At 70.3% G+C, this 25,572-nt stretch carries 27 protein-coding genes and 1 pseudogene; 13 read left to right on the top strand and 15 right to left on the bottom strand.

All coding sequences use genetic code 11. The features are described from left to right. Nucleotides 1-50 precede the first annotated feature (50 nt). The 3 genes from FHU34_RS24850 to FHU34_RS24840 all read right to left on the bottom strand — a co-directional run bounded on the left by FHU34_RS24850 (nt 51) and on the right by FHU34_RS24840 (nt 1,954). A complete protein-coding gene (locus FHU34_RS24850; RefSeq protein ID WP_145784597.1) occupies nt 51-857 on the bottom strand; it encodes an inositol monophosphatase family protein in 807 nt (268 codons plus the stop codon). 3 nt (nt 858-860) lie between these two features. After that, nucleotides 861-1,376 (bottom strand): hypothetical protein, encoded by a 516-nt coding sequence (locus tag FHU34_RS24845; protein WP_145784595.1) that lies wholly within the window; start codon nt 1,374-1,376, stop codon nt 861-863. A gap of 128 nt (nt 1,377-1,504) precedes the next feature. Then, a complete protein-coding gene (locus FHU34_RS24840; RefSeq protein ID WP_145784593.1) occupies nt 1,505-1,954 on the bottom strand; it encodes an iron chaperone in 450 nt (149 codons plus the stop codon). Nucleotides 1,955-2,158: 204 nt separating this feature from the next. Here FHU34_RS24840 and FHU34_RS24835 point away from each other — a divergent pair, with 204 nt between their 5' ends. Continuing rightward, nucleotides 2,159-2,923 (top strand): GNAT family N-acetyltransferase, encoded by a 765-nt coding sequence (locus tag FHU34_RS24835; RefSeq protein WP_145784591.1) that lies wholly within the window; start codon nt 2,159-2,161, stop codon nt 2,921-2,923. A 38-nt stretch (nt 2,924-2,961) separates the two neighbouring features. After that, nucleotides 2,962-3,690 (top strand): tetratricopeptide repeat protein, encoded by a 729-nt coding sequence (locus FHU34_RS24830; protein ID WP_145784589.1) that lies wholly within the window; start codon nt 2,962-2,964, stop codon nt 3,688-3,690. Between the two features lie 136 nt (nt 3,691-3,826). Here FHU34_RS24830 and FHU34_RS24825 read toward each other — a convergent pair whose 3' ends face one another. The 3 genes from FHU34_RS24825 to FHU34_RS24815 are packed head-to-tail and all read right to left on the bottom strand — an operon-like array spanning nt 3,827 to nt 6,625. Continuing rightward, nucleotides 3,827-4,528, bottom strand: a complete 702-nt coding sequence (locus tag FHU34_RS24825; RefSeq protein WP_145784587.1) for an NADPH-dependent F420 reductase — start codon at nt 4,526-4,528, stop codon at nt 3,827-3,829. Nucleotides 4,529-4,554: 26 nt separating this feature from the next. Continuing rightward, nucleotides 4,555-5,583 (bottom strand): LLM class flavin-dependent oxidoreductase, encoded by a 1,029-nt coding sequence (locus tag FHU34_RS24820; RefSeq protein ID WP_145784585.1) that lies wholly within the window; start codon nt 5,581-5,583, stop codon nt 4,555-4,557. Beyond that, a complete protein-coding gene (locus tag FHU34_RS24815; protein WP_145784583.1) occupies nt 5,576-6,625 on the bottom strand; it encodes an LLM class flavin-dependent oxidoreductase in 1,050 nt (349 codons plus the stop codon). Before FHU34_RS24815 ends, FHU34_RS24820 begins: the two co-directional genes overlap by 8 nt. Nucleotides 6,626-6,736: 111 nt before the next feature. Between FHU34_RS24815 and FHU34_RS24810 the strand changes: the two genes are divergently transcribed. The 4 genes from FHU34_RS24810 (at nt 6,737) to FHU34_RS24795 (ending at nt 11,250) form a co-directional block, all read left to right on the top strand. After that, nucleotides 6,737-7,228: a MarR family winged helix-turn-helix transcriptional regulator gene (locus FHU34_RS24810; RefSeq protein ID WP_145784581.1), complete on the top strand. Its 492-nt coding sequence runs from the start codon at nt 6,737-6,739 to the stop codon at nt 7,226-7,228. A 169-nt stretch (nt 7,229-7,397) separates the two neighbouring features. Beyond that, the gene (locus tag FHU34_RS24805; protein WP_145784579.1) at nt 7,398-9,353 is read left to right on the top strand and encodes an ABC transporter ATP-binding protein; all 1,956 of its coding nucleotides are present in this window, start codon (nt 7,398-7,400) and stop codon (nt 9,351-9,353) included. Nucleotides 9,354-9,445: 92 nt separating this feature from the next. Then, nucleotides 9,446-10,591 (top strand): sensor histidine kinase, encoded by a 1,146-nt coding sequence (locus FHU34_RS24800; RefSeq protein ID WP_145784577.1) that lies wholly within the window; start codon nt 9,446-9,448, stop codon nt 10,589-10,591. After that, complete coding sequence (locus FHU34_RS24795; RefSeq protein WP_145784575.1) at nt 10,588-11,250, top strand: response regulator; 663 nt, start codon at nt 10,588-10,590, stop codon at nt 11,248-11,250. The genes FHU34_RS24800 and FHU34_RS24795 overlap by 4 nt, the downstream gene beginning before the upstream one ends. A 61-nt stretch (nt 11,251-11,311) precedes the next feature. Here FHU34_RS24795 and FHU34_RS24790 read toward each other — a convergent pair whose 3' ends face one another. Continuing rightward, nucleotides 11,312-11,746, bottom strand: coding sequence for a DUF6223 family protein (locus FHU34_RS24790; RefSeq protein ID WP_145784574.1), 435 nt, complete (start codon nt 11,744-11,746; stop codon nt 11,312-11,314). A 339-nt stretch (nt 11,747-12,085) separates the two neighbouring features. Between FHU34_RS24790 and FHU34_RS24785 the strand changes: the two genes are divergently transcribed. Beyond that, a complete protein-coding gene (locus FHU34_RS24785) occupies nt 12,086-12,469 on the top strand; it encodes a hypothetical protein (protein ID WP_145784572.1) in 384 nt (127 codons plus the stop codon). Nucleotides 12,470-12,490: 21 nt separating this feature from the next. Here the strand turns inward: FHU34_RS24785 and FHU34_RS24780 are convergent, their stop codons facing one another. Then, the gene (locus FHU34_RS24780) at nt 12,491-13,252 is read right to left on the bottom strand and encodes a hypothetical protein (protein WP_145784569.1); all 762 of its coding nucleotides are present in this window, start codon (nt 13,250-13,252) and stop codon (nt 12,491-12,493) included. Nucleotides 13,253-13,422: 170 nt separating this feature from the next. On the opposite strand from FHU34_RS24780, the gene FHU34_RS33115 reads away from it, so the two are divergent. Together FHU34_RS33115 and argS are read left to right on the top strand one after the other, a co-directional pair. After that, on the top strand, nt 13,423-13,566 hold the full coding sequence (locus tag FHU34_RS33115; protein WP_167524898.1) for a hypothetical protein: 144 nt from the start codon (nt 13,423-13,425) through the stop codon (nt 13,564-13,566). A gap of 31 nt (nt 13,567-13,597) precedes the next feature. Continuing rightward, nucleotides 13,598-15,316 (top strand): arginine--tRNA ligase, encoded by a 1,719-nt coding sequence (argS, locus tag FHU34_RS24775; RefSeq protein WP_145784567.1) that lies wholly within the window; start codon nt 13,598-13,600, stop codon nt 15,314-15,316. 15 nt (nt 15,317-15,331) lie between these two features. On the opposite strand, the gene FHU34_RS24770 is transcribed toward argS, so the two are convergent. The 3 genes from FHU34_RS24770 to FHU34_RS24760 form a co-directional block, all read right to left on the bottom strand. Then, the gene (locus tag FHU34_RS24770; RefSeq protein WP_088990648.1) at nt 15,332-15,673 is read right to left on the bottom strand and encodes an ArsR/SmtB family transcription factor; all 342 of its coding nucleotides are present in this window, start codon (nt 15,671-15,673) and stop codon (nt 15,332-15,334) included. Nucleotides 15,674-15,899: 226 nt separating this feature from the next. Then, nucleotides 15,900-17,093, bottom strand: a complete 1,194-nt coding sequence (locus FHU34_RS24765; protein ID WP_145784565.1) for an endo-1,4-beta-xylanase — start codon at nt 17,091-17,093, stop codon at nt 15,900-15,902. Between the two features lie 385 nt (nt 17,094-17,478). Then, the gene (locus tag FHU34_RS24760) at nt 17,479-18,309 is read right to left on the bottom strand and encodes a PIG-L family deacetylase (protein ID WP_145784563.1); all 831 of its coding nucleotides are present in this window, start codon (nt 18,307-18,309) and stop codon (nt 17,479-17,481) included. Nucleotides 18,310-18,534: 225 nt separating this feature from the next. Between FHU34_RS24760 and FHU34_RS24755 the strand changes: the two genes are divergently transcribed. Then, nucleotides 18,535-19,410 (top strand): alpha/beta fold hydrolase, encoded by an 876-nt coding sequence (locus FHU34_RS24755; RefSeq protein ID WP_244311821.1) that lies wholly within the window; start codon nt 18,535-18,537, stop codon nt 19,408-19,410. Nucleotides 19,411-19,419: 9 nt separating this feature from the next. Here the strand turns inward: FHU34_RS24755 and prfH are convergent, their stop codons facing one another. Next, nucleotides 19,420-20,055 carry a peptide chain release factor H gene (prfH, locus tag FHU34_RS24750; RefSeq protein WP_145784559.1) on the bottom strand — a complete coding sequence of 212 codons (636 nt, stop codon included), beginning with the start codon at nt 20,053-20,055 and terminating at the stop codon, nt 19,420-19,422. Then, nucleotides 20,052-21,216: pseudogene (locus FHU34_RS24745) on the bottom strand (RNA ligase RtcB family protein). The gene prfH and the pseudogene FHU34_RS24745 overlap by 4 nt, the downstream one beginning before the upstream one ends. A gap of 169 nt (nt 21,217-21,385) precedes the next feature. On the opposite strand from FHU34_RS24745, the gene FHU34_RS24740 reads away from it, so the two are divergent. Further along, complete coding sequence (locus FHU34_RS24740; protein WP_145784557.1) at nt 21,386-21,916, top strand: P-loop NTPase family protein; 531 nt, start codon at nt 21,386-21,388, stop codon at nt 21,914-21,916. A gap of 71 nt (nt 21,917-21,987) precedes the next feature. Beyond that, nucleotides 21,988-22,434 (top strand): Cif family virulence factor, encoded by a 447-nt coding sequence (locus FHU34_RS24735; protein WP_145784555.1) that lies wholly within the window; start codon nt 21,988-21,990, stop codon nt 22,432-22,434. Between the two features lie 108 nt (nt 22,435-22,542). Here the strand turns inward: FHU34_RS24735 and FHU34_RS33415 are convergent, their stop codons facing one another. Continuing rightward, entirely contained in the window at nt 22,543-23,802 is a 1,260-nt protein-coding gene (locus FHU34_RS33415) for an ice-binding family protein (RefSeq protein ID WP_208745068.1), read from the bottom strand. Nucleotides 23,803-24,041: 239 nt separating this feature from the next. Further along, the gene (locus FHU34_RS24720; protein ID WP_244311820.1) at nt 24,042-24,752 is read right to left on the bottom strand and encodes a class I SAM-dependent methyltransferase; all 711 of its coding nucleotides are present in this window, start codon (nt 24,750-24,752) and stop codon (nt 24,042-24,044) included. 61 nt (nt 24,753-24,813) lie between these two features. Here FHU34_RS24720 and FHU34_RS24715 point away from each other — a divergent pair, with 61 nt between their 5' ends. Beyond that, nucleotides 24,814-25,569, top strand: coding sequence for an SDR family oxidoreductase (locus tag FHU34_RS24715; protein WP_145784552.1), 756 nt, complete (start codon nt 24,814-24,816; stop codon nt 25,567-25,569). Nucleotides 25,570-25,572: the final 3 nt, after the last annotated feature.

Here is a 25,572-nt window from a genome sequence, read left to right as displayed (position 1 = left end):
TGAGGTGACGGACGGGAGGCTAAGACCTCAACCGTACTTCATGTCAAGCGTCACGTCGTCGCGGTGCGTTGCCTCCGGACGAGGGTCAGCAGGGCGGCGTGGGTCCGCTCGTCGGCGGCGACGATCAGACCGTTCCCACCGGTGTGCAGCGGTTCGCCGTCGAGCCCGGTGACCACGCAACCGGCTGCTTGGCAGAGGGCGATTCCGGCCGCGAAGTGGACGCTGCGGCTCAGGTCGCGGCGGTCCGTCACATAGGCGGCGCGGCGACCGGCGGCGACCCATGCCACGGCCAGGCTGGTGGAGACCACCCGTGGATGGAACTGATCGATGAAGTCGTCGTCGGCGAGCATCCGCGCCGCCAGGAAGACGTCCCTGCTGGGGAACGGCGGGTCGAGGTTGACGTCGACCAGCTTCGACTCGGCCGACGGGACAAGTCGCTCGTCCGTGCCGGCGCAGCGGAGGTACGCGGCGCTGCCGTCGGTCCAGAACACCTCACCGCTGAACGGGTCCGCCGACGCGGCAACGGCGCTGCCCGTCCCGGTGTGCAGCGCGACGTTGACCGAGACCAGCGTGGTGCGGGCGGCGTAGTTCACAGTGCCGCAGAGCGGGTCGACCAGCCAGGTGCGTCCGTTTCCGTCAGTGCCCGTGCGCCCGCTCTCCTCGCCCATCACGACGTCGTGCGGACGCGCCCCGCGTAGGACGTCGAGGATGGCCTTCTCCGCGTCGATGTCCACGGTGGTGGCGAAGTCGTTTCCGATCTTCATGAAGCGCGTGAGCGACGACCCGTATCGAGCACGGACGACCGCGGCGCCGGCTTCCGCCGCCGCGATGGCCAAAGCGTGATCAGTGATCGGCACTCGTCACTCCGGCAGTTCGGTGATCGCGAACCGACTGGCCACCGCCGTCATGATCATCGGGGCGTCGCCGTCGCACTGGTTGACCGAGACCGCGACCCATCGACCATCGGCCGTCGTCGGGCCCCAGACCGCGAGGTCGCCGTAGCAGTCCATGTCGGACAGCGATTGGAAGAGCACCGGCATCGGTGTGCCGGCCTGCTTCCGGAACATGGGTACGTGCATGGACACCCTGCGGTGCGGCCCCCAGCGGCGGTCCAGCTCACCTGTGACGAGGGCCAGGTTCGCCATCGCGGCATCCTCGGCCTCGTTCCAGTCGGCGCCGTACACACCAACGAGGTCGTCGCTCTCCCAGAGCGGAATGATCTGGAAGCCCGCCCCCCGGGTGCCGGCCCACTCCCCGGTGGCCGGGTCTCCCTCACTGACCGGGTCGCCGTCGGTGGGCAGTTCGACGGCGAGCAGCGACTCGATGTCGGACACCGCCCGACCGATGTCGAACGCCTGGCCTGCCTTCGCCGTCACCGAGTGACTCGTCTCGCCGCTCGCCCGCGCCCCGTCGTCCGCACTGTCCGCCTCCCTCAGCTCCGATCTCGATCATCGCTCACCTCAGGCCGGTCGTGCCAGGGCGGTTGCCCCGATGCCCGCAGAGATCAGGAGACCGCAGCCCGCACCAGAGCGGTGATCTTCTTCTCCACCTCGGGGCTCCAGTTCTGCAGCGCGTACGCCACCGGCCACAGGTCCCCGTCGTCGAGGTTGGCAGGGTCCTGGAAGCCGAGCGTCGAGTACCGGTAGTTGAACTTCCCGGAGTCCTGGAAGAAGACGACGATTTTGCCGTCCTCGTTCGCGTAGGCGGGCATGCCGTACCAGGTCTTGGGCGACAGCTCCGGGGCGGCTGCGGTCACCGTCACGTGTACGCGCTCGGCGAGCGCGCGATCTTCCGGCTCCATCTGTGCGATCCGGTCGAGGACTGCCTGCAACCCGTCGGCCTTCTTCGCGCCCTTCCTGCCCTCGGCGCGCAGCTCGGCGGCGCGCTCCTTCATCGCGGCGCGCTCCTCGGCGGTGAAGCCGTCGGAATCGGTGGTGGTGGTCTTCGCGGCCATGCTCGGGCTCCCTCTCGTCGTCCGGCTCGGTGTGCTGCCGGCTGCCTGGAAAAAGGCTAGGCCGGACGTGCGCCCCGGGGCTTCTTGATTCCTGATCGGTGCGGCGCGTTACGAAGTGCCCGGATCGTCACGTTTGCTCACGTAAGAGGTCGCTGGCTAGGTTGGCGTTCTGGCAGGACGACCGTTCGATGGGGGAGACCAGGCATGAGCACCACCGCCGACCGGTTGGCGACCGCGTACTTCGACGCCATCGCGGCCCTCTGCCAGGTGACCCCGAAGGGCTGGTACGCCGAGCGGGGCACCGCTCGCGCGGGGATCACCCACGCCGGCCTCTCGTCGCTCAACGGGGTCTTCGACCTGACCACCGACCCGGATCTTGAGTCGCTCGACGAGTTGGCGACCGAGGTCGCCAGGCACATTCCGCACTGGTCGATCATTGTTCGGGGTGAGGCGGGCGCCGCGGTCGTCGACCTCGCGGCCCGGCACGGGCTGAGGGGACGCAGCGTCATGCCCTTCCTGGCCTGCGCCACGGATGACATCGCGTTCCGGCCTGACCCGCCCCAGCAGCGGACTCCGGTGCGTCGGGTTGGTGCCACCGAGAACGACACGTACACCGACGCCCTCACCGAGAGCTTCGAGGCGCCCGAAGGCGCCTTCGGCTCGTTGATGGGCGGTGCGGTGCTCGACACCGACGGTGTGACCGGCTATCTGGCCGAGGAGTCCGACCGTCCCGTCGGCACCGCCCTCGGGATGATGACCTCCGGCGTGATCGGCGTGTTCAACATCGGCGTCGTACCGTCCGCCCGGGGTCGTGGCCTCGGCCGCACGCTCACCGAAACGGTGCTGCGCGATGGCATCGCGGCCGGCGCGGACGCCGCCTACCTGCACACCAGCCCGATGGGCCGGCCGCTCTACGAGTCGATGGGGTTCGCGCTCGTGGAGAACTGGACGATGTTCGCGACGCAGTGACGGCGCGATCGAACTGTTTCCTGATGGGGGAGAAGGCCATGAGCTTCAGCGAGAACGTACGTTCGGCCTTCCGCCGAGGCGAGACCGACGCCGTGGTGCGCATGAGCGAGGCCGAGATAGAGCGGGCGCAGGCGGCCGGCGACCCGGCAGGTGAGGTAGAGGCCCGCTACAGCCTGGCCCGGGTCGCCATCCGCGGAGGTGACCTGCCGGGCGGGGAGGCCCGCGCGCGGGAGGCCCTGGAGGTGGCGCTGCGCTCCGGTGACCGCAGCCTCGAGGAACGGCCGAGGCACGTGCTGGCCGGCGTCGCGCGGATGTCCGGTGACCTGGTCCGCGCCCGGGACCTGTATCGGGAGAGCATCGCGCTCAACGAGACGCTGGGCCAACCCCAGACGGTCAACTCCGAGTACCACAACCTGGCGTTCTGCGAGCTGGGGCTGGGCAACCTCGAGGTGGCGAGGACACTGTTCGCCGAGAACCGCGAGCGGGTGTTCCGCAACGCCTGGGCCGACTTCGTGCCGTACGTCTGCGTCGCCGGCGCCGCGCTCGCGTCGGCCGAGGGCGACCACGCGCGGACGGCGCGGATGATCGGTGTCACGGACGCGGCGTTCGCGGCGATCGGCCAGGTGCCGGACCCGGACGACGCGGCCGATCTCGCCACGATGCGCGCCGCAGCGACCGAGGCCCTCGGCGCCGCCGCGTTCGACAAGGAGTACGCCGAGGGACAGCGCCTCGACCCGCAAAGGGCCTTCGGGTACGACAACCGCTGACCGAACGCACGCGCCTCGCGCCCAAGATCCGCCCAACTTCATGGATAGTGCTGCCTCCGGAGCTTGGGAGACACCAACATCCCTGATGTTGCGCGGATCGTGTTTGCGCGGATCGTGGCGACGGCCGCCGGGACGGCTAGGACTGTTCTCGGGCGTCGGCGATGATCCGTCCACGCTCCGACTCGGGGAAGCGGTCGAGCATGGCCCGCGCGTCGTCGGCGCTCACGTTCGCGCCGAACAGCTCGCTACCGGGTTCGAGGCGTACCCCCTCGCCCAGCGGGCCGGCGACGACCGGATCGAAGCCGAGTGCGTCCACCAGGGACGCGACGGCGCTGACGTCGGTGGCGTCGTCACCAGCGATCACGATGGCCTTGCGGTCGGTCGTGCCCGCCGGCCGGGCCTCGTCCTCGAGATCGTGGTAGCCCATGTGGTTGAACGCCTTGACGACGCGTGAGCCGGACAGGAAGGCCTGCACTGTCTCACTCGACGAGGTACGCGGGTCGGTGAGGTCGTCGCGGATGCCGTCGATCTCCCACCAGTAGTTCATGGCGTCGACGACGAGCTTGCCGCGGAGTGTGTCAACGGGGACGCTGCGGTACTTGCCCAGTGGCAGGGCGAGGATGACGACGTCGGCGCGTGCCGCAGCGTCGAGGGCCGTTGTGGCCTCCGCCCCCGGGGCGAGGACCTCGACGGTGAGCGCGATCTTCGCCGGGTCGCCGGAGCCGGCTACCAACACCCGGTAGCCGGCGGCGACGGCGAGGCGGGCCAGCACCGTTCCCACCTTGCCGGCCCCGAGGATGCCAAGGGTCGTGGGCCGGCTCCGGTCGTTGTCGTTCATGTCGTCCTCTCGGTGTGACGGGCTGATCAGGCCAGGATGTCGCGGACCATGGGGATCACCCTGGAGCCGTACAGCTCCACGGCGCGCATCCGGGCGCTCGCCGGTTGTGCTCCGGCCGAGTAGATGAGGTCGAACCGGCCGACACCGAGGCTGCGGATCGCACGGGCCATCCGGCGGGCCACGGTCTCCGGGGAACCGATGTAGAGGGAACCGTTCTCCACCTCGGAGTCGAACTCCTGCCGGCGGATCGGCGGCCAACCACGCAGTTTGCCGATGCGGTCCCGCATGACCCGGTAGTGCGGCCAGTAGATCTCCTTGGCCTCCTCGTCGGTGTCGGCGATGAAGCCGGGCGAGTGCATCCCGACCGGGTGCGCGGTCGTGCCGAGCTGGTCGGCCGCCCGGCGGTACAGGTCGATGTAGGGCGCGAACCGCTCGGGGGCGCCACCGATGATGGCGAGCATGAGCGGGAGGCCGTACTGGGCGGTGCGGACGACCGACTGCGGCGAGCCGCCGACGCCGACCCAGGTGCTCAGGTGACCCGACTCGGTCTTCGGGAAGACGTCGGCGTTCTCCAGCGGCGCCCGCAGGGTGCCGCTCCAGGTCACCGGCTTCTCGTCCAGCAGCTTCACGAAGAGTTCGATCTTCTCCTCGAACAGCGTGTCGTAGTCGCGCAGGTCGTAACCGAAGAGGGGGAACGACTCGGTGAACGAGCCGCGACCGAGGATGACCTCGGCCCGACCGTTCGACAGCGCGTCGACGGTGGCGAAGCGCTGGAAAACCCGGACCGGGTCGTCCGAACTCAGCACTGTCACGCCGGAGGCCAGCCGGATCCGGGAGGTACGGGTGGCGATGCCGGCCAGGACCGTCTCCGGCGTCGACACCGAGTACTCCGGCCGGTGGTGCTCGCCCAGGGCGATGACGTCGACGCCGAGTTGGTCGGCGAGCACCGCCTCGTCGACGACCTGCCGGATCGCCGCGGCGTGGGAGACGAGCTTGCCGGAGTCGTCGTTCGGTACGTCGCCGAACGTGTCGAGGCCGAACAGAACGTCAGACATTGGTGGGCTCCTTTGCCAACAACTCGCGGACCCGCGGAGCGACCTCGCTGCCGAGCAGTTCGATGGTGCGCGCGCGTGCGTCGCGGGGGAGGTGCATGATGTCGTACTTCAGGTCGAAGCGGCTCAGCCGCAGGTCGCGGGCGACTCCGGCGATCTTCTGCGCCACCGTCTCGGGCGATCCGACGAAGAGCGCCCCGTGGCCGATTTCCGCCTCGTAGCGTGCGCGGTCCGGTTTGTAGAAGCCACGCTCCTTGGCGAGCGCCGCCGCGACCGGCTGCCAGTACCGCCACCACGTCTCCACCGCCTCCTCGTCGGTGTCGGCGACAAGGCCGAGAGAGTGCTGCCCGATTGGCTGCGGGGTATGCCCGAACTGTTCGAGCGCCTTGGTGTAGAGGTCCACGTGGCCGGCGAACCGCTGGGGTCGCCCGCCGATGATCGCGAGCATGAGCGGGAGGCCGTGCCGGGCGGCGCGGACCACCGAGTTCGGGCTGCCCCCGACGCCGATCCAGGTCGGGATGCCGCCGGGCTGCATCCGGGGGTGCAGGCGCTGGTCGACCAGAGCGCTTCGCACCGTCCCGGACCAGGTGACCGGTTCGTCGCGCTGAAGTCGCAGGAAGAGATCCAGCTTCTCCTCGAACAGTCGCTCGTAGTCGGCCAGGTCGTAACCGAACAGCGGGAACGACTCGGTCGCCGAGGCGCGGCCGAGGACCATCTGGGCGCGGCCGTTCGAGACGGCGTCGAGGGTCGCGAACTCGTGGTACAGGCGTACCGGATCGTTCGTGCTGAGCACCGTGACCGAGGTGCCGAGGCGGATCCGCTCGGTCGCCGTCGCGGCTGCCGCGAGCAACACGGGTGTCGCGGAGTCGTTGTGACCCTCCCGGTAGTGCTCACCCAGGCTGAACACGTCGAGTCCGACCGACTCGGCGAGTCGTGCCTCGGTCACGAGCAGCCGTACGGTCTCGGCGTCGCTCAGGACGCGGTCGCCGTCGGTGGCCACCTCGCCGAACGAGTTGAGCCCCAGCTCGAAGTCTGCAGCTGCCATCGTCTCCTCCTCGGTGCTCTCGCAGCCGGCGATCCACGGAAGTAGACCTACCGGTTGACGTGTCAATGATGCTAACTTGGCGATTGACGCGTCAATTCCCGGGAGAGTGAGATGACGGAGACCACACCCGGCCGGCGGGGCGGCCGCCAACTCCCGACCGCCGAGGAGTTGCGGATCTGGCGGGACTTCATCGAGACGACGGCAGCGCTGAGCTCCCGACTCGAATCCCGTCTCCAGAGCGACTCCTCGCTCTCGACCGGGGACTACGCCGTGCTCCTCGCTCTCAGTGAGGCGGAGGGTCAGTCGATGCGGTCGTCCGAACTCGCCGCACACATCGGCTGGGAGCGCAGCCGCCTGTCGCACCACCTGGGGCGGATGGAGCGACGTGGTCTCATCCGCCGTCAGGAGTGCGCGACAGTGCCCCGAGGGGCGGAGGTGTTGCTCACCACGACCGGTGCCGAGGCGTTCGGAGGGGCCACCTTTCCGCACCTACGCGCCATCCGCGAGCTGTTCGTCGACGCCCTCACGCCGGATCAGATCGTCGCGGCGGGCGAGATCGCCGCAGCGCTGCAGAGGAATCTCGACGTCCTCCGCGAGGGATGACCGACGGTCACCGGGTGAACGGCTCACTGGAAACAGCAGACGTCAATAACTGTCAGTGATCATCAGATTGCCCACAGCAACATTGGGGTGGTCCAATCCTCCAGAAACCCGCCACTCCGACCGCCGACCGGCGGACTGGCGACGGCTGCGCCGCTCGGGAGGTACGCCCATGATCGAGACCGCCACCGCAGGGACCCGACCGACTCCACCAAACCAGCGGGCGGAGTCGGTGCTGCCGGAGTTACGCGAGATGTGGTGGGAGACGGGAGTGCGGGCGCGGGCGGAGGCCGGCGTCTTCGCCGTGTTCGCGGAACTACCCAGGCTCGTCCGGACAGCGCTGGGCATCAGCTGGCGCGCGGACCGACTTCGTACCGGCGTGGTGGCCGCCGCGACGGTCGGCGCGGGGGTGATGGCGGCCTTCGGGTTGTTGGCCACGCAGCGGGTCCTCGTCGAGTTGTTCGCCGGCGGACCGACCGCCGACAAGGTGCGGGCGGCGCTGCCCGCGCTGGCCGTGCTGGCGGCGACGGTTGCGCTCCGCGCCGGCATGGGCATCGCCACCGGGTACGCGCAGAACGGGCTGACGCCCCGGGTGAGCCGCGAGGTGGAGCGGGGGCTGTTCGAGGTGTCGACGGCAGTGCGGTTGGAGGCGTTCGACGCTGACGCGTTCGCCGACGACATGGAACGGGCCTCCCGGGGGACCGAGTCGACGATCGGGTTGGTGCAGGCGTCGATGAACCTGCTCGCCGGACTGGCCGGGCTCCTGGCCGTAGCGGCCGCCGTCGTCATCATCCACCCGTTGCTGCTGCTGGCGCTGGTCGTCGCCACGGTGCCCAACGCCTGGGCGTCGCTGCGGTCCGGGCACCTGCGGTACCGGACGTACACCGCCGGGTCGGTGCGTCGGCGTCGACTGTGGCTGCTGCACAAGCTGATGGCCGAACGCGCCTCAGCGCCGGAGCTGCGCTCGTACGGGCTACGCGGATTCCTGCTCGACCAGTACGACCGGGTGATGCGGGTGGAGACCGACATCCAACTCGCCCTCGCCCGCCGGGTCACCACGACCACCACCGTCGGTGCACTCATCGGCGGTCTCGGCACAGGCACCGTGTACGTCCTGCTCGGGTTGCTGCTCCTGGACGGGCAGATCCCTCTCGCCGCCGCGGCGACCTGCGTCATCGCGGTGCAGTCCGCCCAGCGATCCCTGGCCATCGCCACCTTCCAGGTCGACCACGTCTACACCGAGGGGCAGCACTTCGGTGACTACACGGGCTTCATGGCGCGGGCCGTCGCGTACCTGCCGAAGGCCACCCGACCCGGTGCCGGTGCCGAACGGCTGCGGGAGTTGAGCGTCCGGGGGGTGAGCCTGCGCTACCCCGACCGGGACACCCCTGCCGTGGACGGCGTGACGTTGCGGATCACCGCTGGGCAGACGGTCGCGTTCGTGGGGGAGAACGGCTCGGGCAAGACGACCCTCGCCGCGATGATCGCCGGCCTCCGCGTACCCAGCGACGGCACGATCGAGTGGAACGGCCGACAGTTGTCGGACTGGGACGTCGACGGGCTGCGCGCCCGGATCGCCGTGGTGACGCAGGAGTACCACAAGTGGCCGTTCACCGCCGCCACCAACATCGCCATCGGCGACGTCGAGACCGAGGCCCGGCAGGAGCGCATCGAGGCCGCCGCCGCCCGCGCGGTGGCCCACCACATGATCAACGAGCTGCCCCACGGGTACGAGACACTGCTCGACCGCACCTTCGCTCGTGGCCAGGACCTCTCCGGTGGGCAGTGGCAGCGCATCACCGCAGCCCGTGGCTTCCTGCGTGACGCCGAACTGCTGATCATGGACGAGCCGTCCTCAGCGCTCGACCCCCGCGCCGAGGACGCCCTGTTCCAGGCCATCCGTGACCGGAGAGGTCGAGCCACCACGATCCTCATCACGCACCGGCTCGCGAACGTCCGTCACGCCGACCGGATCTTCGTCCTGCACCACGGCCGGCTGGTCGAGGCCGGCACGCACGACGGCCTCGTCGCCACCGGCGGTCGGTACGCCGAGCTGTTCGCCCTCCAGGCCGCCGGTTACGACACCAGCCCGGCCGGGGATCCTCGGCCGCCCTCGGCCTCCCGCTGACCACCAACGCCGGCGCGGACGGGCCGTTTCATCGGGCTCACCCAGCGGTTAGGCCGTTCTCCGCCGGTCGTGGGGAGGTTAGGCTGCGGTCCATGTCGGTGTCGCGATGGCGTGGTCGACCGGCGGACACAGCCCTGGTGTTCGCCGTCGGTCTGGTCGCCCTCGTCGGCCTGGTGGTGCAGTCGCGGGGCATCGACACCGTCGCCGAATGGGCGGCACTTCCGGTGGTGCTGGCCTCCTCCGCCGCGCTGTCCGTCCGCCGTCGCCACCCGGTGCCGGTGGGCCTCGTGGCGCTTGCCGCCGTCGGCGCGTACGGGGCGTTGCTACACAAGCCCGGCCCGATCATGTTGGTGTTCGTCGTGGCGCTCTACACAGTCGTCGACGAGGGCCATCTCCGGGTCGCCGTCGGTCTCGGTCTCGCCTCGGTGATCGCCTTCGCCGTCGCGGACGGCTACAACCGATCCCCGGACACCATGAACGGGGCGACGCTGCTGCACGCCGGTTGGCTCGTCGCGGTCATCGTCGGGGTCACCCGCAACCGCCGGGCCTACCTTGCCGAGGCGCAGGCCCGGGCAGTGGCAGCCAAGCAGTGGACGGAGGAGGAAGCGCGGCGACGCGCCACCGAGGAGCGACTGCGCATCGCGCGCGACCTGCACGACATCCTCGGCCACCACCTCTCGCTGATCAACGTCCAGGCCAGTGCCGCACTGCACCGACCGGACCCCACCCGGTCCGAGCAGGCGCTCACCGCGATCAAGGAAGCCAGCAAGGAGACGCTGCGTGAGTTGCGAACGACGCTGGGGGCGCTACGGCAGGAGGGCGAGGCGCCGGTCGTGCCCGCGCCGGGCCTGCGCCGCCTCGACGATCTGATCACGACGGTCGGGCGTTCCGAGGTGGACATCCGAACCGAGTTCGCGGAGGTCGGTTCGCTGCCGCCGGAGGTCGACCTGGCGGTGTACCGGATCGTCCAGGAGGCGCTCACCAACGTCACCCGGCACGCCAGGGCCGCCACCGCTGTGGTCCGGGTGCGATCCGACAGTGACGACGTGCTGGTCGAGGTGGAGGACGACGGCACCGGCGCGCCCGGCGCGCCGGGCAGCGGAATACTCGGCATGCACGAGCGGGCCCGCGCGCTCGGCGGCTCACTGACCACTGGTACGCGGCCGGACGGCGGATTCCGGGTCCACGCCCGCCTGCCGCTGCGTCCCCGCCCGGCGCCGACGTCGGAGCCGGCATGATCCGGCTGCTGATCGTCGACGACCAGACCCTGGTGCGCGCGGGCTTCCGTTCCATCCTGGACGGTGAGGACGGCATCGAGGTGGTCGGCGAGGCGGCCGACGGGTCCGAGGCGGTGCGCCTCGCCGCGCAGCTGCGGCCGGACGTCGTCCTCATGGACATTCGGATGCCGGTGCGGGACGGCCTCGCCGCCACCGGGGAGATCGTTGCGAGCACCGAAGCCCGTGTGATCATCCTGACCACGTTCGACCTGGACGAATATGTCTACGGTGCGTTGCGGGCCGGCGCGAGCGGCTTCCTCGTGAAGGACACCGAGCCGGCGGAGCTGATCCACGGGGTCCGGGTGGTCGCCCGGGGCGACGCGCTGATCGCGCCGTCGATCACCCGCCGACTGATCGCCGAGTTCGCCACCCGGGCGACGCATCCGGACCCCAAACCGCGGTTGAGCGTGCTCACCGAGCGGGAGCGTGAGGTGCTGGCCCTGGTCGCCGCGGGCCTGTCCAACGACGAGATCGCCGCACGGCTGGTACTCAGTCCGGCCACCGCCAAGACGCACGTCAGCCGGATCATGACCAAGTCGCAGGTGCGGGACCGGGCCCAGTTGGTGATCCTCGCCTACGAGTCCGGCCTGACCGTGCCCGGTTGGCTCGCCCGCTCCTGACCACGGTCTCCGGCTGGGCGGCAGAGCCACGACCGGCGCCTGCGCCGGAACGGTCAGCCCGTCACCCGGTCAGGCGGCCGGTGCGGCGGGCGCGAACCAGGGCCAGCCCGCCGAGAACCACTCCGACCAGTCCGACTGCCAGAGCAACAAAGGCCCCGCCTCGCCCGTTTCCGGTGCCGATGCCGCTGTCGGAGGTGGCCACCACCAGACCACCGAGCGCCATGCCGACCAGCCCTGTCGCCAGGGCCAAGAGGGCTCCGAGGCGCCCCGAAGCAGCGCCGATGCGACTGGCGGGGCGGGCCAGAGCCAGCCCGCCGACGATGGCGCCGACCAGCCCCAGCAGGACGGCCGCACTGGCGCCGAAACGCCCGGAACTCATGGAGAGAGCAGCGGCGGCGATCGGCTGGGCCGAGACGTGCGCGGCTGCCGGGGCCGCCGGTTCGATGCCCCCCAGCGGGGCGACTACGGCGGCGGCGAGCAGGTGACGGATGGACATCGTGGATCCCCTCGGTCGCGTGACGGGTACGGGTGGCAGCCTAGGAATCAGACCGCTGGTGAGTCGTCATGCCGGAGTTGCCGATAGGCCTACCACCCGGGATGTACGGGCTCGGGGGCGTCGTACCGCAGTGGTTGTCTCCCGGGCTGGTGCGGGCCACCGTCCGGCACCCCTGACTCGCGCACGACGTGGTCTTGAAGAACGCCTCTGACCTGCGGTTTTGTCGGATTCCGGCAGTGGTGTTCGGCGCCCGCAAGTGGTACGACTGATGCATCGACCGGGTGGTGCGGGTCAGTAGGAGGTGGCGTTGATGAGTCTCACGAGCACCATGCATCCACAGTGACAAGCCCGGAGAACACCCCGGAGAAGGCGGCCGCCTACGCGCGTGGTCAGGACGCGGGCCGGATCGAGCAGCGTCTGCAGGGGCATGATGAGCACCTGCGACAGATCAATGGCTCGATCGACTCGATGACGAAAGCACTCGGGTCCCTCACCGAGGAGATACGCGCCAACGCGTCTCTGCTCAGCGCCAACGTGACCTCGAACCGCCGTGACACCAGTGAGCGCGACAAGATCGCGGCGATGCGGGTGGAGGAGGCGGGCATCGTCGAGTCCGAGCGGACGGTCCGGTGGACGGCATGGCAGCGCTGGTTCGCCGTCGTCGGCGCGATCATCCTGGTCGTGAACTTCGGCCTGGGTCTCTATCTGGCGTTCGGCCGTTGACCCGCGGGGCAGCCGGGTGATCTACCGCTGCCAGGCGTCGATGGTGCGTACGCCGTCGCGGACGACCCGGTCCAGGATGGTGGAGTTGCCGCTGGTGCCCTCCCACCCCTGGTCGTTGAAGACCGTCACCGCCTTGCCGACCCGGGCGACGGCGATCTGGCTGGACGCGGTGTCGCCGGTGCGTTCTCCGTTCAGGCTCGTCTCGGCCCAGGTGCGGGTCAGCAGCAGCGCCTCGTCGCCGACGCCGGTCAGCGGCTCGCTCTTGACAGTGACCCGGTTTCCGGACTGGTCGTAGGCGGGGCACGCCTGCACGTCGGTACGCAGACGTCCCAGGTACGCCGACGCGCCGTCGCCGTCGAAGGTGAAGATGACCTGGTGGATCAGGCCCTGCGGCACGTCAGCCTCAGTAGCGCCGGCCTTCTGGTAGGTGTTGGTCATCGCGGCGCTCGCCGTGACCTGCCGACCCCCGGTCCCGAACTCGTTGCCGCACATCGTCGGTAGGGCGTCCGTCACCGGCGTCGTCCGCCGGGGGGACTTCCGCAACTCGGTCGGCAACTCGACGAAGGCCGACGTCGGGATGGTCGCCGGGGTGCTGGCCCCCGGCGTCGGCGCGTCGGTCGGATTCGCTGATGCCGAGGCGACCGTCGGGGCCGCCATCGACGGGGTCGAGCCCGGCGGGTCCTCGGTGGACGTGCAGGCGGCCAGTGCGACGCTTCCCACCAGCGGAATCAACGCAAGGACGCCGCGCGTACGGGCGGTCGACGTCGGTCGGTGTCGGCTCATGATCCTCCCTCGGTTGTCCCGGGCAGTTCCCTGCTACGAGTCGGCCGAAACGACCACACACCGCCATCGGACGGTAACCGGACCTGCCGAAACCGGGGTGCCGCCACACCGGACCAGCCGTTAGGCTGCTGCCATGACCAGCGTGATCGTGCCCTGCACCGGAGCGTCGTGTGACGTCCTGGTTGGTGCGCGACGCCGGCGATCCGTCGCCCGCCCGCGCTGACCTGTTCTCCTGCGACCGGCGGATCGAGCCGCCGGTCACCGACTGGTCGTTCCCGGTCCGCCCGCATCTCCCCGTTGAACGGCTCGCGTGACAGCGCGGGTCCGAGTGAGATCGGCGTACTCATGGATCTTGAAAGGTTGTTGTCCGACCGGCTGGCGCCAGCGTTCGCGGAGGTGGCCGGTGGCCCGGTCGACCCGCTGGTGCGGCGGTCTCCGCGCGCGGACTTCCAGTCAGACGCGGCGCTGGCGCTGGCCCGGCGGCTCGGTCGCCCGCCGCGCGACATCGCCGCCGCGGTGCTGGAGCGCGCGGTGCTCGACGACGTCTGCGCGTCGGCGGAGGTCTCCGGGCCGGGTTTCCTCAATCTGACCGTCGCCGACCGGGCACTGGCCGACCTGGCCGCCGGGCTGGCCGGCGACGCCCGGCTCGGGGTGCCGTCCACGACCGCGCCGCAGACCGTGGTGGTCGACTACTCGGCGCCGAACGTGGCCAAGGAGATGCACGTGGGGCATCTGCGGTCCACGGTCATCGGCGACGCGGCGGTACGGCTGCTGGAGTGGCTCGGGCACCGGGTGGTGCGGGTCAACCACCTGGGTGACTGGGGTACGCCGTTCGGCATGCTCATCGAGCACCTGGCCGACCTCGGCGGGGCGGAGGCGGCGCACGAGCTGTCGATGGGCGACCTGGACACCTTCTATCGGGCGGCCCGGCTGAAGTTCGACGCCGACGAGGCGTTCCGGGAACGGTCGCGGTCACGGGTGGTCGCACTGCAGGGCGGCGACGAGCGGACGTCACGGCTGTGGCGGCTGCTGGTGGAGCAGTCCGAGCGGTACTTCCTGACCGTGTACGACCTGCTCGACGTGACGTTGTCCGAGGGCGACTTCCTGGGCGAGAGCGCCTACAACGACCTGCTCGCCGGTGTCGTCGACGACCTGGACGGGTTGGGGCTGTTGACGCCCAGCGACGGGGCCGACTGCGTGTTCCCGCCTGGGTTCGTCGGTCGCGGCGGGGACCCGTTGCCGCTGATCGTGCGTAAGCGTGACGGCGGGTACGGCTATCCGGCAACCGACCTGGCCGCGTTGCGGCAGCGCACCGGCGAGTTGGGCGCGACCCGGCTGGTGTACGTCGTCGGGCTGCCGCAGCGGCAGCACTTCGCGATGGTGTTCGCCGTCGCCCGGGCCGCCGGTTGGCTGAGTCCGCCGGCTCACGCCGAACATCTGGGCTTCGGTTCGATCCTCGGCGCCGACGGGCGGATGCTGCGCAGCCGGGCCGGTGAGTCGGTGAAGCTGGTCGGGCTCCTGGAGGAGGCGGTGGCCCGCGCCAGCGACCTGGCGCTGAGCCGGAACCCGGAGCTGGACGCCGAGGCCGCCGCCGAGATCGGTCGCGCCGTCGGCATCGGCGCGATCAAGTACGCCGACCTGTCCACCGATCGGACGAAGGACTACGTCCTGGACTGGGAGCGGATGCTCTCGCTGGAGGGCAACACCGCGCCCTACCTCCAGTACGCGTACGCCCGTGTCCGGTCGATGTTCCGGCGGGCCGGCACGGATGCCCGGGTGGACGCGCCCCTCGTGCTCGCCCTGCCGGCAGAGCGGGCCCTGACAGTCGAGCTGCTCGGGTTCGCCGGGGTGGTCACCGAGGTGGAGCGGACCCTCGAATTCCACCAACTCGCCGGTTACCTGCACCGGCTCGCCACGGCGTTCAACGCGTTCTACGAGCACTGCCCCGTGCTACGCGCGCCGGACGACCTGCGGGAGAGTCGGCTGCTGCTGGCCGAGCTGACCGCCCGGACGCTCCGGCAGGGGTTGCACCTGCTCGGCATCCGAACCCTCGATCGAATGTGACGAGGCAGCGCCCGGTCAGCGGGCCTTCTTCGTCGCCCGCTTCCGGGGCGGCGTCAGCAGGTCGGCGATCTGCGCGATGGCGGAGGGCACCAGGCGGTAGTACGCCCAGACCCCGCGCTTGTCGCGCTCCAGCAGGCCGGCCTCGGTGAGGATCCGAAGGTGATGACTCACTGTCGGCTGGGAGAGGTTGAGCGCCCCGGTGAGGTCGCTGACGGAGGCCTCACCGTCCGGCGCCGACTGGATCAGGCTGAGCAGCCGGAGTCGCGCCGGATCGGCGAACGCCTTCAGCACCCCAGCGAGTCGCTCGGCATCGGCCCGCTTGATCGGATCGCCGGTGAGCGGCGAGATGGCAGGCATGGCAGTTTTCGCAGTTCCCACGCCTGCCATAGTGACACCAAAACCATCAATAAACCGGTAGAACCGGCACCAGCACCTCCGATGGCGTCCGGATGGCGGAACGGTCCAGCCGAACGTGAGTCGAACACCGACGTCCGTGGTGACGTAGGGACCGTGTGGGGCTCCGCCGCGCCCCACACGGTCCCTACGCCGACGCACGCGTCGCCGGATCAGCCGGGCCGTCGGGTCAGCGGCGCGGCTTGGGTGCGATCCGAGGCAGCACGTACGGCGGCCCAGCAAAGATCAGGTCGGACTTCAACTCGTTGTACGCCCGCTTGGGCTGGTAGTTCTCGTCGTAGATGGTGGCCAGGCCCTCCGGCGGGTCGTTGAACCAGTCCGGCACCCAGGAGTACTTGTCGCTGAAACCCCAGACCGTGTACGACAGGCAGCTCCGCACGGCGAGGCACGCCTTCATCAGCACGCTGAAGTTGGCGGCCGACGCCTGCAACCGTGGGTTGATCTCCTCCGAGTTGCCGGCCCGGACGGCCTCCGTCATCTGACTACGGACGTCGACCTCGGTGAACGCGGTGGCGACGCCGAGCCCGCTGAACTTCTTCAACGCGGCGGTCACCTGGAGGGTGTCGAAGTTGCCGTACTGGGTGCCCAGGTGGCCCTGGGCGCCGACGCCGTCGATCGGGACACCCTGGGCGCGCAGGCCCTTGGTCATGTCGTAGACGAACTGCGTCTTGTCGTCGGCCGGGTTGCCGGAGCCGAAGGCCTCGATGTTGTAGTCGTTGTAGAACAGCAGGGCCTTGGGGTCGGCCGCCCGCGCCCAGCGGAACGAGTCGGCGATGTAGCCGGGCCCGAGGTTCTGCGCCCAGAAGCCCTTGTAGTGCAGGGTCGACGGGGTGTCCCACGGGTCGCTGACGGCCTCGTTGACCACGTCCCACTGCCAGATCTTGCCCTTGTAGCGGTTGACGACGGTGGTGATGTGCTTGCGCAGCAGCTCGCGCAGCTCCTGCTTGCTGATCGAGCCGTCGGCGACGCCGCTGGTCAACCAGGCGGGCAACTGGTTGTGCCAGACCAGCACGTGACCGCGCACGCTCTGCCGGTTGCGCTTGGCGAACTCCACGAACTGGTCGGCCGCCGCCCAGTTGTAGGTGCCGCGGGTGGGCTCCAGGACCTCCCACTTCATCACGTTCTCGGCGGTGACCGAGGCGAACTCGGAGGAGGCCAGCGCGCGGTACTGCGGGTCGCCGGCGTCGTTGAGAGCATCCATGTTCACCGCGGTGCCGACGTGCAGGCCGTGGCGGAGACCCAGGGCGCCGAGGCTCTGCGCCGTCGGGTCATACGGCCGGCTCGCGGTGGCCGGCACGGTGTTCAACGCCGCGACGGTCGCGACGGCGACCACTCCGACGGTGGTCCACTGTCTCAGCTTCATGTGCCTTCCTTTCCAGACCCTTGATCGACAACTGTCGATCAAGAAGGTGCGGGTCCGGTTATGGCGGATAAGGAGCGGATTCGGGGCGGAGCGGCCGGGTGCGGCCGGAGGGCCGGTAGTTCCGGCCGGTGACCGGAAACCTGCTCGAAACGTTAAGGCCGTCTATGTCCGGGCGTCAACGCTGAAAACTTCCGGAAATTCGTCATATGACCTGCGCGGTCTTGCGCGACAGCACCGCGAAACTTTCGGCGGCCGGGGACACGCTGCTCTCGGCGCGTTATCGGTCGGGTCCGATGCCGTCGCCCACGTGATCGAGTAGCGCAGGCAGGCGTGCCGGCCGGGTGGCCGACACGCCTGGCGTCGCTACGGGAGCTGATCCGCGCAGTCAGCGCAGGCCGGCGAAGAGGTCGTCCTCGGGGGTCGGCGCGCCCGTCCGGTCGCGGACCCGCAGGAAGGTCTCCACGCCCATCAGCTCGGTGAACCGGTCGCGGCCCAGTTGCAGGAAGAAGATGTTCTCGGTCTGACTGGCGTGGGCGGCCAGCGCGTCGAACTTCTGCCCGCCGTAGCTGTTGGCATCGACCCAGGTGGTGATCTCGTCGTCCGGCAGGCCGAGCTGCGGCATCGGCTCCGCCGCCTCGTCCGGCTCGGCCCAGTCGACGCCGAGCTCCCGCATGATGCGGCCGAACTGCTCGAACGCCGTACGCGGCACGGTGGTCCAGTAGACCTTCGCCGGGCTGTCGGTCAGCTCGACGGCCGCCATCGTGATCCGGTGCGCCTGGATGTGGTCCGGGTGGCCGTAGAAGCCGTTCTCGTCGTACGTGACGATGACATCTGGTTGGTACTGCCGGATCAACTCGGCGAGCCGGCCCGCCGCCTCCGCCACCGGCGTCGTCCAGAAGGCGCCGGGCTGGTCGTTGGTCGACCATCCCATCATCCCCGAGTCGGCGTAACCGAGCGTCTCCAGGTGGCTGACCTTCAACACCGCGCAGCTGGCCTCCAACTCGGCCCGACGCATCGCCACGACGGCGGCCGGGTCGTGCCCCGGGTCGCCCGGCTTGACCCCGCCCGGGCCATCACCGCACCGCCCGTCGGTGCAGGTCACGAGCACCGTCGTGATCCCTTCGTCGGCATAGCGGGCCAGCACGCCGCCGGTGCTCGTCGCCTCGTCGTCGGGGTGGGCGTGCACCGCCATCAGGGTCAGAGGTCGCTCAGCCATGCCATCACCCTACGGTCAGGCTCCGACGGCCCGCCGGGACCCTGTCCGACCTCGCCTGGAAGCGGGGCCCGCATCCTACCCAGCCCGGCATCGGCCCAGCGAAGCTTGGGCAATCCGCCGTCCGGCACGGCGCCGGCTCCTACATTCGACAGGACCAGCAGGTCACAACAGCTCGGGACGGGAAAGAGGTCGATGACGGTGGCCGGTGCGGGATCGTTCACCGACGTGAGACAGATCGATGCCGGTGTCCTGAACGTGGGGTACGTGGACGCCGGGCCGCCCGACGGCCCCGCCGCGATCCTGCTGCACGGCTGGCCGTACGACATCCACAGTTTCGTCGACATCGTGCCGCTGCTCACCGCCGCCGGTTACCGGGTCGTCGTGCCGTACCTGCGGGGCTACGGCAGCACCCGCTTCCTCTCCGACGACGCCGTGCGAAACGGCGAACCGGCGGCCATGGGGCTCGATCTCATCGCGCTCATGGACGCCCTGCACATCGACAGCGCGAAGCTGGCCGGGTTCGACTGGGGTGCGCGGACCGCGGACGTCGTGGCCGCGTTGTGGCCCGAGCGTTGCCAGGGCCTGGTCTCGGTGAGCGGTTACCTCATCGCCGGCCAGGAATCGGGCAGGGCGCCGTTGCCGCCAAAGGCGGAACTGGCGTGGTGGTACCAGTACTACTTCGCCACCGAGCGTGGCCGGGAAGGCTACGACAAGAACCGCCGTGACTTCAACAAGCTGATCTGGCACACCGCGTCACCACAGTGGACGTTCGACGACGCGACGTTCGACCGCAGCGCGGCGGCGTTCGACAACCCCGACCACGTCGACATCGTGGTGCACAACTACCGGTGGCGGCTGGCCCTCGCCGACGGCGAGCCACAGTACGACGAGGTGGAGAAGCGCCTGGCCGCGCAACCGAAGATCACTGTACCCAGCATCTCCCTGGAGGGGGACGCCAACGGCGCGCCGCACGTGGAGCCCAGCGTCTACGCCAAGCAGTTCACCGGGCGCTACGAGCACCGGACCATCGGCGGCGGTGTCGGGCACAACCTGCCGCAGGAGGCGCCGCAGGCGTTCGCGGACGCGGTGCTGGAGGTCTGACGGAGCCCGTCAACGCGGGCGGCCCGGCCGCTGCGGCTCCGGACGCTCCACGCGGACGGGATCGCCGCGGACGAGGTCGTCGTGGATGCGCCAGCGGGCGGTGGTGACGGCACGTCGTGCCACCTCGTCGCCATGCTCGACGCGTTGCCGCAGCAGGTCCAGGGCGATTCGCCGATTCAGGCTGAACTGCCGCTCCTCGTCCACGACCACGACGATGCCCGAGGGGCGGTGCGTCGCCCGTACCGCAGTGCTGGCCTTGTTCCGGTGCTGGCCGCCGGGCCCTCCGGTGCGGCAGCCGACGATGTCGACATCCGCCTCCGAGAACATCGTCGGCACCGCGTCGAGGCGGGGTCGCTGGGCGGTGACGTACCAGTTCTTGCGACCGGTGCTCGTCCGGTAGGGGCTGGGGGCCTGCCAGCACAGCGTGCCGGTCCACGAGGCGGCGAACGCCTCCGCGTCGACACCGGAGATCTGGATGAGCACCGACCGGTGGGTGCCGGGCCGATCGCCGGGCACCGCCTGCACCTGCTCGATCGTCACTCCTCGACGGGTGCCCTCCGCGGTCAGGCGGTACAGGAGCTGGGTCAGCGCCCAGGCGCATTCCCGTGGGCCGCGCCCGGCGGACAGCAGCAGGAGCACGCTCACGACCGCCCCCGCCCACCACGGTGGCCCCGCCGGTCGGTCCGGGTCGTCGGCCCGAGGTCGGCCGTCTTGTAGGTGACCAGCGGAATCGTGCTGGCGACCGGCGTGGCCAGTCGGTGCTCGACGAGGTCGGCGATCACCTGCTCGATGCGCTTGTACGCGGTGGGCGCCTCCTCGAAGAGGAGCTGACGGTCACCACACACCACAAGTGAACCCAGCGGCGTGCGGCGTAGCTCCTCGACCGTGTGCTTGGCACGACCCCGCCGCAGCGCGTCGGAGCGCGACATCTTGCGGCCGGCGCCATGTGCGACGGAGAAATTGGCGTCCGGACCGGCATGGGCGGCCACCAGGTAGGACGGTGTTCCCCGGGTGCCGGCGACCAGGACGTCGCGGCCGTCACCCGGTGCTGCGCCCTTGCGGTGCAGGTAGACCCCGTCGCGGATCTCGACCAGGTTGTGGCACTGGTCGACGATCGGATCGGCGGGTTCGGCCCCCAGCGCGTACGCGACCCGGGCGGCCAGGGACCCGGCGGTTGAGCGAACCCCAGCGCACAGCGTCGTCGTGCATCGCCAGGTAGGCGGCGGGATCGGGAGCGGCACCGGCGCCATGGGCCTCGGTGTGCGTCCGCAGGATCCGCTCGCCCAGACCACGGGAACCGCTGTGGACGACGAGCACCAGATCGTCCGCGTCGACCCCGAGACGAGCCGCGTGGCCCGGGTCGAGGACAGGCCCGACCCGGGCCAGCTCGACGAAGTGGTTGCCACGGCCGACCGTCCCGAGACCGTCGAGGTGACCGGCCGGGACGTCGCCCTCGACGACCGCCCAGGCCGGGTCGTCGGCGTCGAGCGTCCGATCGAGGTCGGGGAACCGTGCGGCCAGCCGCTCCGGTACGGCCCGCTTGAGCTTGATGGGGAACACGGCGATGCCGCAGCCGATGTCGGACCCCACCAGGAACGGGTACAGCACCGTCGACGCCATGGCCGCACCGATGGGGGCGCCCTTGCCCGGGTGTAGGTCCGGCATTCCGGCAACGTGAATCATGCCGTCGAGGGCGGCCACCTGCTGGCACTGGGCGAGCGCGTCCGACTCGATCCAGCTCGTGGACGACGCGAACACCGTGACGGTGGCGGGGTTGGACGAGGGCAGAGACTGGTGCTGGATCAAGGAGAGCTCGCTTCTGACCGAGAACGTGGCAACGGACGAGTCACGCCGCCCGGGAAGGTGTCACCGGGGGGCGGAGGGGGAGTGGGTCCGTCAGTACGTCATGGAGGTCACTCTCGCGGAGCGCGCCGCGTACGACAAACGATTTTTCCTCGCGTCGTACGCTGCCGCGATGAGCGCACCGCGTCGCATCCTGATCTACGGGGTGTACGGCTCCGGCAAGTCCACCCTCGCCGCGCGGATGGCCGAACACCTCGGGCTGCCCTGCTATCCGGTGGACGACCTGCTCTGGGAGCCGGGCTGGGTCGAGGTGCCCGTCGCGCAGCAACGTAGCCGGATTGAGGAGATCTGCCGGCGGGACCGCTGGATCGTCGACGGGGCGTACCACGGCTGGCGGGACGTACCGTTGGCCCGCGCCGACCTGGTCGTCGGCCTGGACTACCCCCGGTGGTGCTCGTTCGGGCGGTTGCTGCGGCGCACCGTCCGCCGGGTGCTGACGGGCGAGGAGATCTGCAACGGCAACCGGGAGACGCTGGGCAGCGTGCTGTCCCCGGACTCGATCCTGGTGTGGCACGTGACGGCGTTCGGTCGGGCGCGACGGCGGATGCGCGCCTGGCAGACCGACCCGTCCGCGCCGCCGGTGGTGTTGCTGCGCTCACCGGCGGAGCTGGACGACTGGATGACCAGCCTGCCCCGCCGGTGAAGCCGCGCGAGGGCGTTGATCAGGGCGTCGCCTGACATACTCGCGAGTCTGGGCATCCGGAGGGACCGCACATGAAGTCTGCGGAAGCATCCGTACGCGAGTCGATCGAGAGGTTCCTTCGCGGTTACGCGCGAGCCGTCGAGGCCGGCGACAGCGGCACCATCGCCGCGAGCTACGCCGAGTCGTACATCGAGGGGGACCCGAGCACGTCCGCCGTCGTCACCAACGACGCGGAGTACCGCGCGGCGCTCGACGCGCGCCACACCGCGATGACCGAGCAGTTCGGCCTGACCGGCGCCCGTGTGGTGGTCGACGATGTGCTCGATCTCGCGCCGGGTCACGTTCTCGTCCACACCCGGTGGACGCTGGACTTCGCGCCGTCCGCCGGCAGGGCCGGCAGCGCACAGTTCGCCCAGACCTACGTCGTGCGCGTCGGCGGCGACCGGCCGCAGATCCTGCTCTACCTCTCGCACGAGCGCGAGGACGAAGCTCTTCGCAAGCTGGGGCTCGTCGGCTGACCGTGGGTCCAGGTAGTCGTCGTCGGCCCGCTCCCGTCTGGGAGCGGGCCGACGACGGTGGTGCCCGACGCGGCCCGGCCGGCAGTCAGCTGCCGGCCGGACCACCGATCAGGATTCCTGGCGTCGACGCCGTGCGAGGACGAACGCGAACGCGCCCAGCACGACCATCACACTTCCGACGCCTGTCATGGCCGGGACCACCCCGCCGCCGGTAACCGGCAGGATGGGGACCTTGCCACCCGGGCCGCCGGGTCGACCGGGAGGTCCGGGAGGCCCGGACGGTCCAGGTGCGCCAGGGCTACCGGGTGCGCCAGGTGCGCCAGGGCTACCGGGTGCTCCGGGCGCCCCAGGGCTGCCGGGTGCTCCGGGTGCGCCAGGGCTACCGGGTGCTCCGGGCGCCCCAGGGCTGCCGGGTGCTCCGGGTGCGCCGGGGCTGCCGGGTGCCCCAGGACTGCCGGGTGCGCCGGGGCTGCCGGGTGCCCCAGGACTGCCGGGTGCGCCGGGGCTGCCGGGTGCCCCAGGACTGCCGGGTGCGCCGGGGCTGCCGGGCGCCCCAGGACTGCCGGGCGGGCCGGACGGGCCCGGAGGGCCGGTGGGGCCGGGAGGACCGGTCGGTCCGGGCGGGCCGGTCGGCCCCGCGCACACCGGCGCGGTGATGACGTTGGTGTCGAGGGTGACGGCGGCGGTTCGCGCCAGCGCGCGGCCCTGGAGGGTCGCGCCCGTGGCCATCGTGATCGCCGCCTGAGCCATGATGGTGCCCACGAAGGTGGTGCCGGTGCCGATCGTCGCCGAACTGCCGATCTTCCAGAACACGTTGCAGGCTGAGGCACCGTTGATCAGCACGACGCTGCTGTTCGACGCCGTCGTCAACGAGGAGTCGACCTGGAAGATGAAGACGGCCGACGGGTCGCCCTGGCCGTTGAGGGTCAGCGCCCCGGTCAACTGGGCGGCACCGATCCGATAGACCCCCTCGTTGAGGGTATTGCCGCCGAGCTCCGCAGGAAGATTGGTGAACGGAGTCCGACCGGCGGCGTCGTTGAAGGCGATGGTCAGGTCGCTCTGAGCCTGAAGAGCGACCGCGTCACCGAGGTGCACCTCGCCGCCGATGGTCGCCGTTCCGAAGCCGGCCGCGGTGTTTCCGGGGAACCGCCCGAGGCTCTGGGCCAGGAAACTGGGGCCGGTGTTGGTCGGCTCGGCACCGGCCAGGACGGAGAAGTCCGCCGCCGTCCCGAGGTTGACGGGTGCTTCCTGCGCGTTGGCGGCGGTCGAGCTGAGGAGCAGGCTGACCGACACGGTGACGGCTGCGGCAGCCGCGAGGGCCGGCAACACCACCCGCCGCCGTAGACGAAGTTTGGGTTTAGCTGTCACAGAACATCCTCCGGGTATTCCTCGCAGGAGACGTCTCGTGAGCAGCGTCCTGCGCGATACGGCCGATATGTCGCCGACAAGCGGCGGTGACCACCACATCACGCCAGCCCGGCAAATGCTGTCAAAACGGAATAATGCCCCTGCCCTCCGGGCAAAGTGGATCGGGCCTCGCGTTCGCGTTTGGTGCTCTCGCCGTTTGGCCTGTCCCTCGACTCAGGGCAGGCGACCGGCTGCCGTCCCTATCGGCGGTCCGCCGTCGCCGGCCAGATCGCGCGTCCGTGGACGCAGGGCGAGGAGGGGCTGTTGCTGGTGGCCGGGAAACGGAAGCGGTTTAGTTCCTCGATGACGAACCCTGCGGTCGTGATGGCGGCGACGGTGTCGCGGTTGGTGTGGCACCCGGCGAACAGCTTCGGCCACAGTGTCGCGTCGACCAGTCGCTGGGCTCGGTGCAGACCGCCGGGCTTCTCGGCGGCGACGTGTTCGAAGAACCGCAACTGGCCGCCCGGGCGCAGCACCCGCCCGACCTCGGCCAACGCGCTCGCCTGGTCCGGCACGGTGCACAGCACCAGCGCGACCACGGCGGCGTCGAACTCGTCGTCCCCGGCCGGCAGCCTCTCGGCCAACCCGTCGACGACCGTGACCGGGACCGGCGCGCTCGGTGCCGCGCGTTCGGCGGCGGCCCGCAGACGCCGTTCCGGTTCGACAGCGACGACCTCGGTCACCGACGGCGGGTAGTGCGGGAACATCCGCCCGTTGCCCGCACCGATCTCGACCACCCGGCCGGACAGGCCGGCGACCAGGTCCCGCCGGTAGGCCGCCGTACCGGCCCGGTCCATGGCGACGCTCAACCGTTCGTAGACGCGGGCGAACACCGGGTGCGACACCTCGGCCACGGCCACCTCCAGGTCTCCGTCGAACTGTTCTCCGGCGATTGTCCTGCATCGGTGCACGCTTTCCGTCTTACTGGGTGGCAGCACGACTCAACCCATGCGGAAAGGACGTGGTTCGACCATGAAGATCGTCGTCATCGGGGGCAGCGGCCTCATCGGTTCCAAGCTCGTGGATGACCTCCGCGCCCAGGGCCACGAGGTGGTGCCGGCATCACCGAAGACCGGCGTGAACACCCTGACCGGCGAGGGCGTGGCCGATGCGCTCACCGGTGCCGACGCCGTCGTCGACGTGTCGAACTCGCCGTCGTTCGAGGACAAGGCCGTGCTGGAGTTCTTCGAGACGTCCACCCGGACGCTCCTTGCCGCCGCGTCGGACGCCGGGGTGGGCCACTACGTGGTGCTCTCCATCGTGGGTTGCGACCGGATCCCGGACAGCGGCTACATGCGGGCGAAGGTCGCCCAGGAGAAGCTCGTCGTCGCGTCCGGAACCCCGTACTCGATCGTGCACGCCACCCAGTTCTTCGAGTTCCTCCAGGGGATCGTCGACGCCGGCACGGACGGCGACACCGTGCACCTCGCCCCGGTGCTCATCCAGCCGATGGCCGCCGACGACGTCGCGGCCGCAGTGGCCGAGGTCGTAGTCGGTGCGCCGACGAACGCCGTGGTCGAGATCGCCGGCCCGGAGCAGTTCCGCCTCGACGACCTGGGCCGAGACCTCCTCGCCGCCCAGCAGGACCCTCGGTCGGTGGTGGCCGACCCGGACGCCCGCTACTTCGGCGCGAAGCTCGGCGAACGCTCCCTCGTTCCCGCCGACGGCGCCCGCCTCGCCGGTACGCGTCTCGACGACTGGCGGGCGCGGGCGAAAAGCGGACGGTGACAC

Source organism: Micromonospora taraxaci (assembly GCF_007830095.1).
Lineage (GTDB): Bacteria > Actinomycetota > Actinomycetes > Mycobacteriales > Micromonosporaceae > Micromonospora > Micromonospora taraxaci.
The sequence above is the reverse complement of the archived record's forward strand: the minus strand, read 5'-3'. Positions and strand labels throughout refer to the sequence as shown.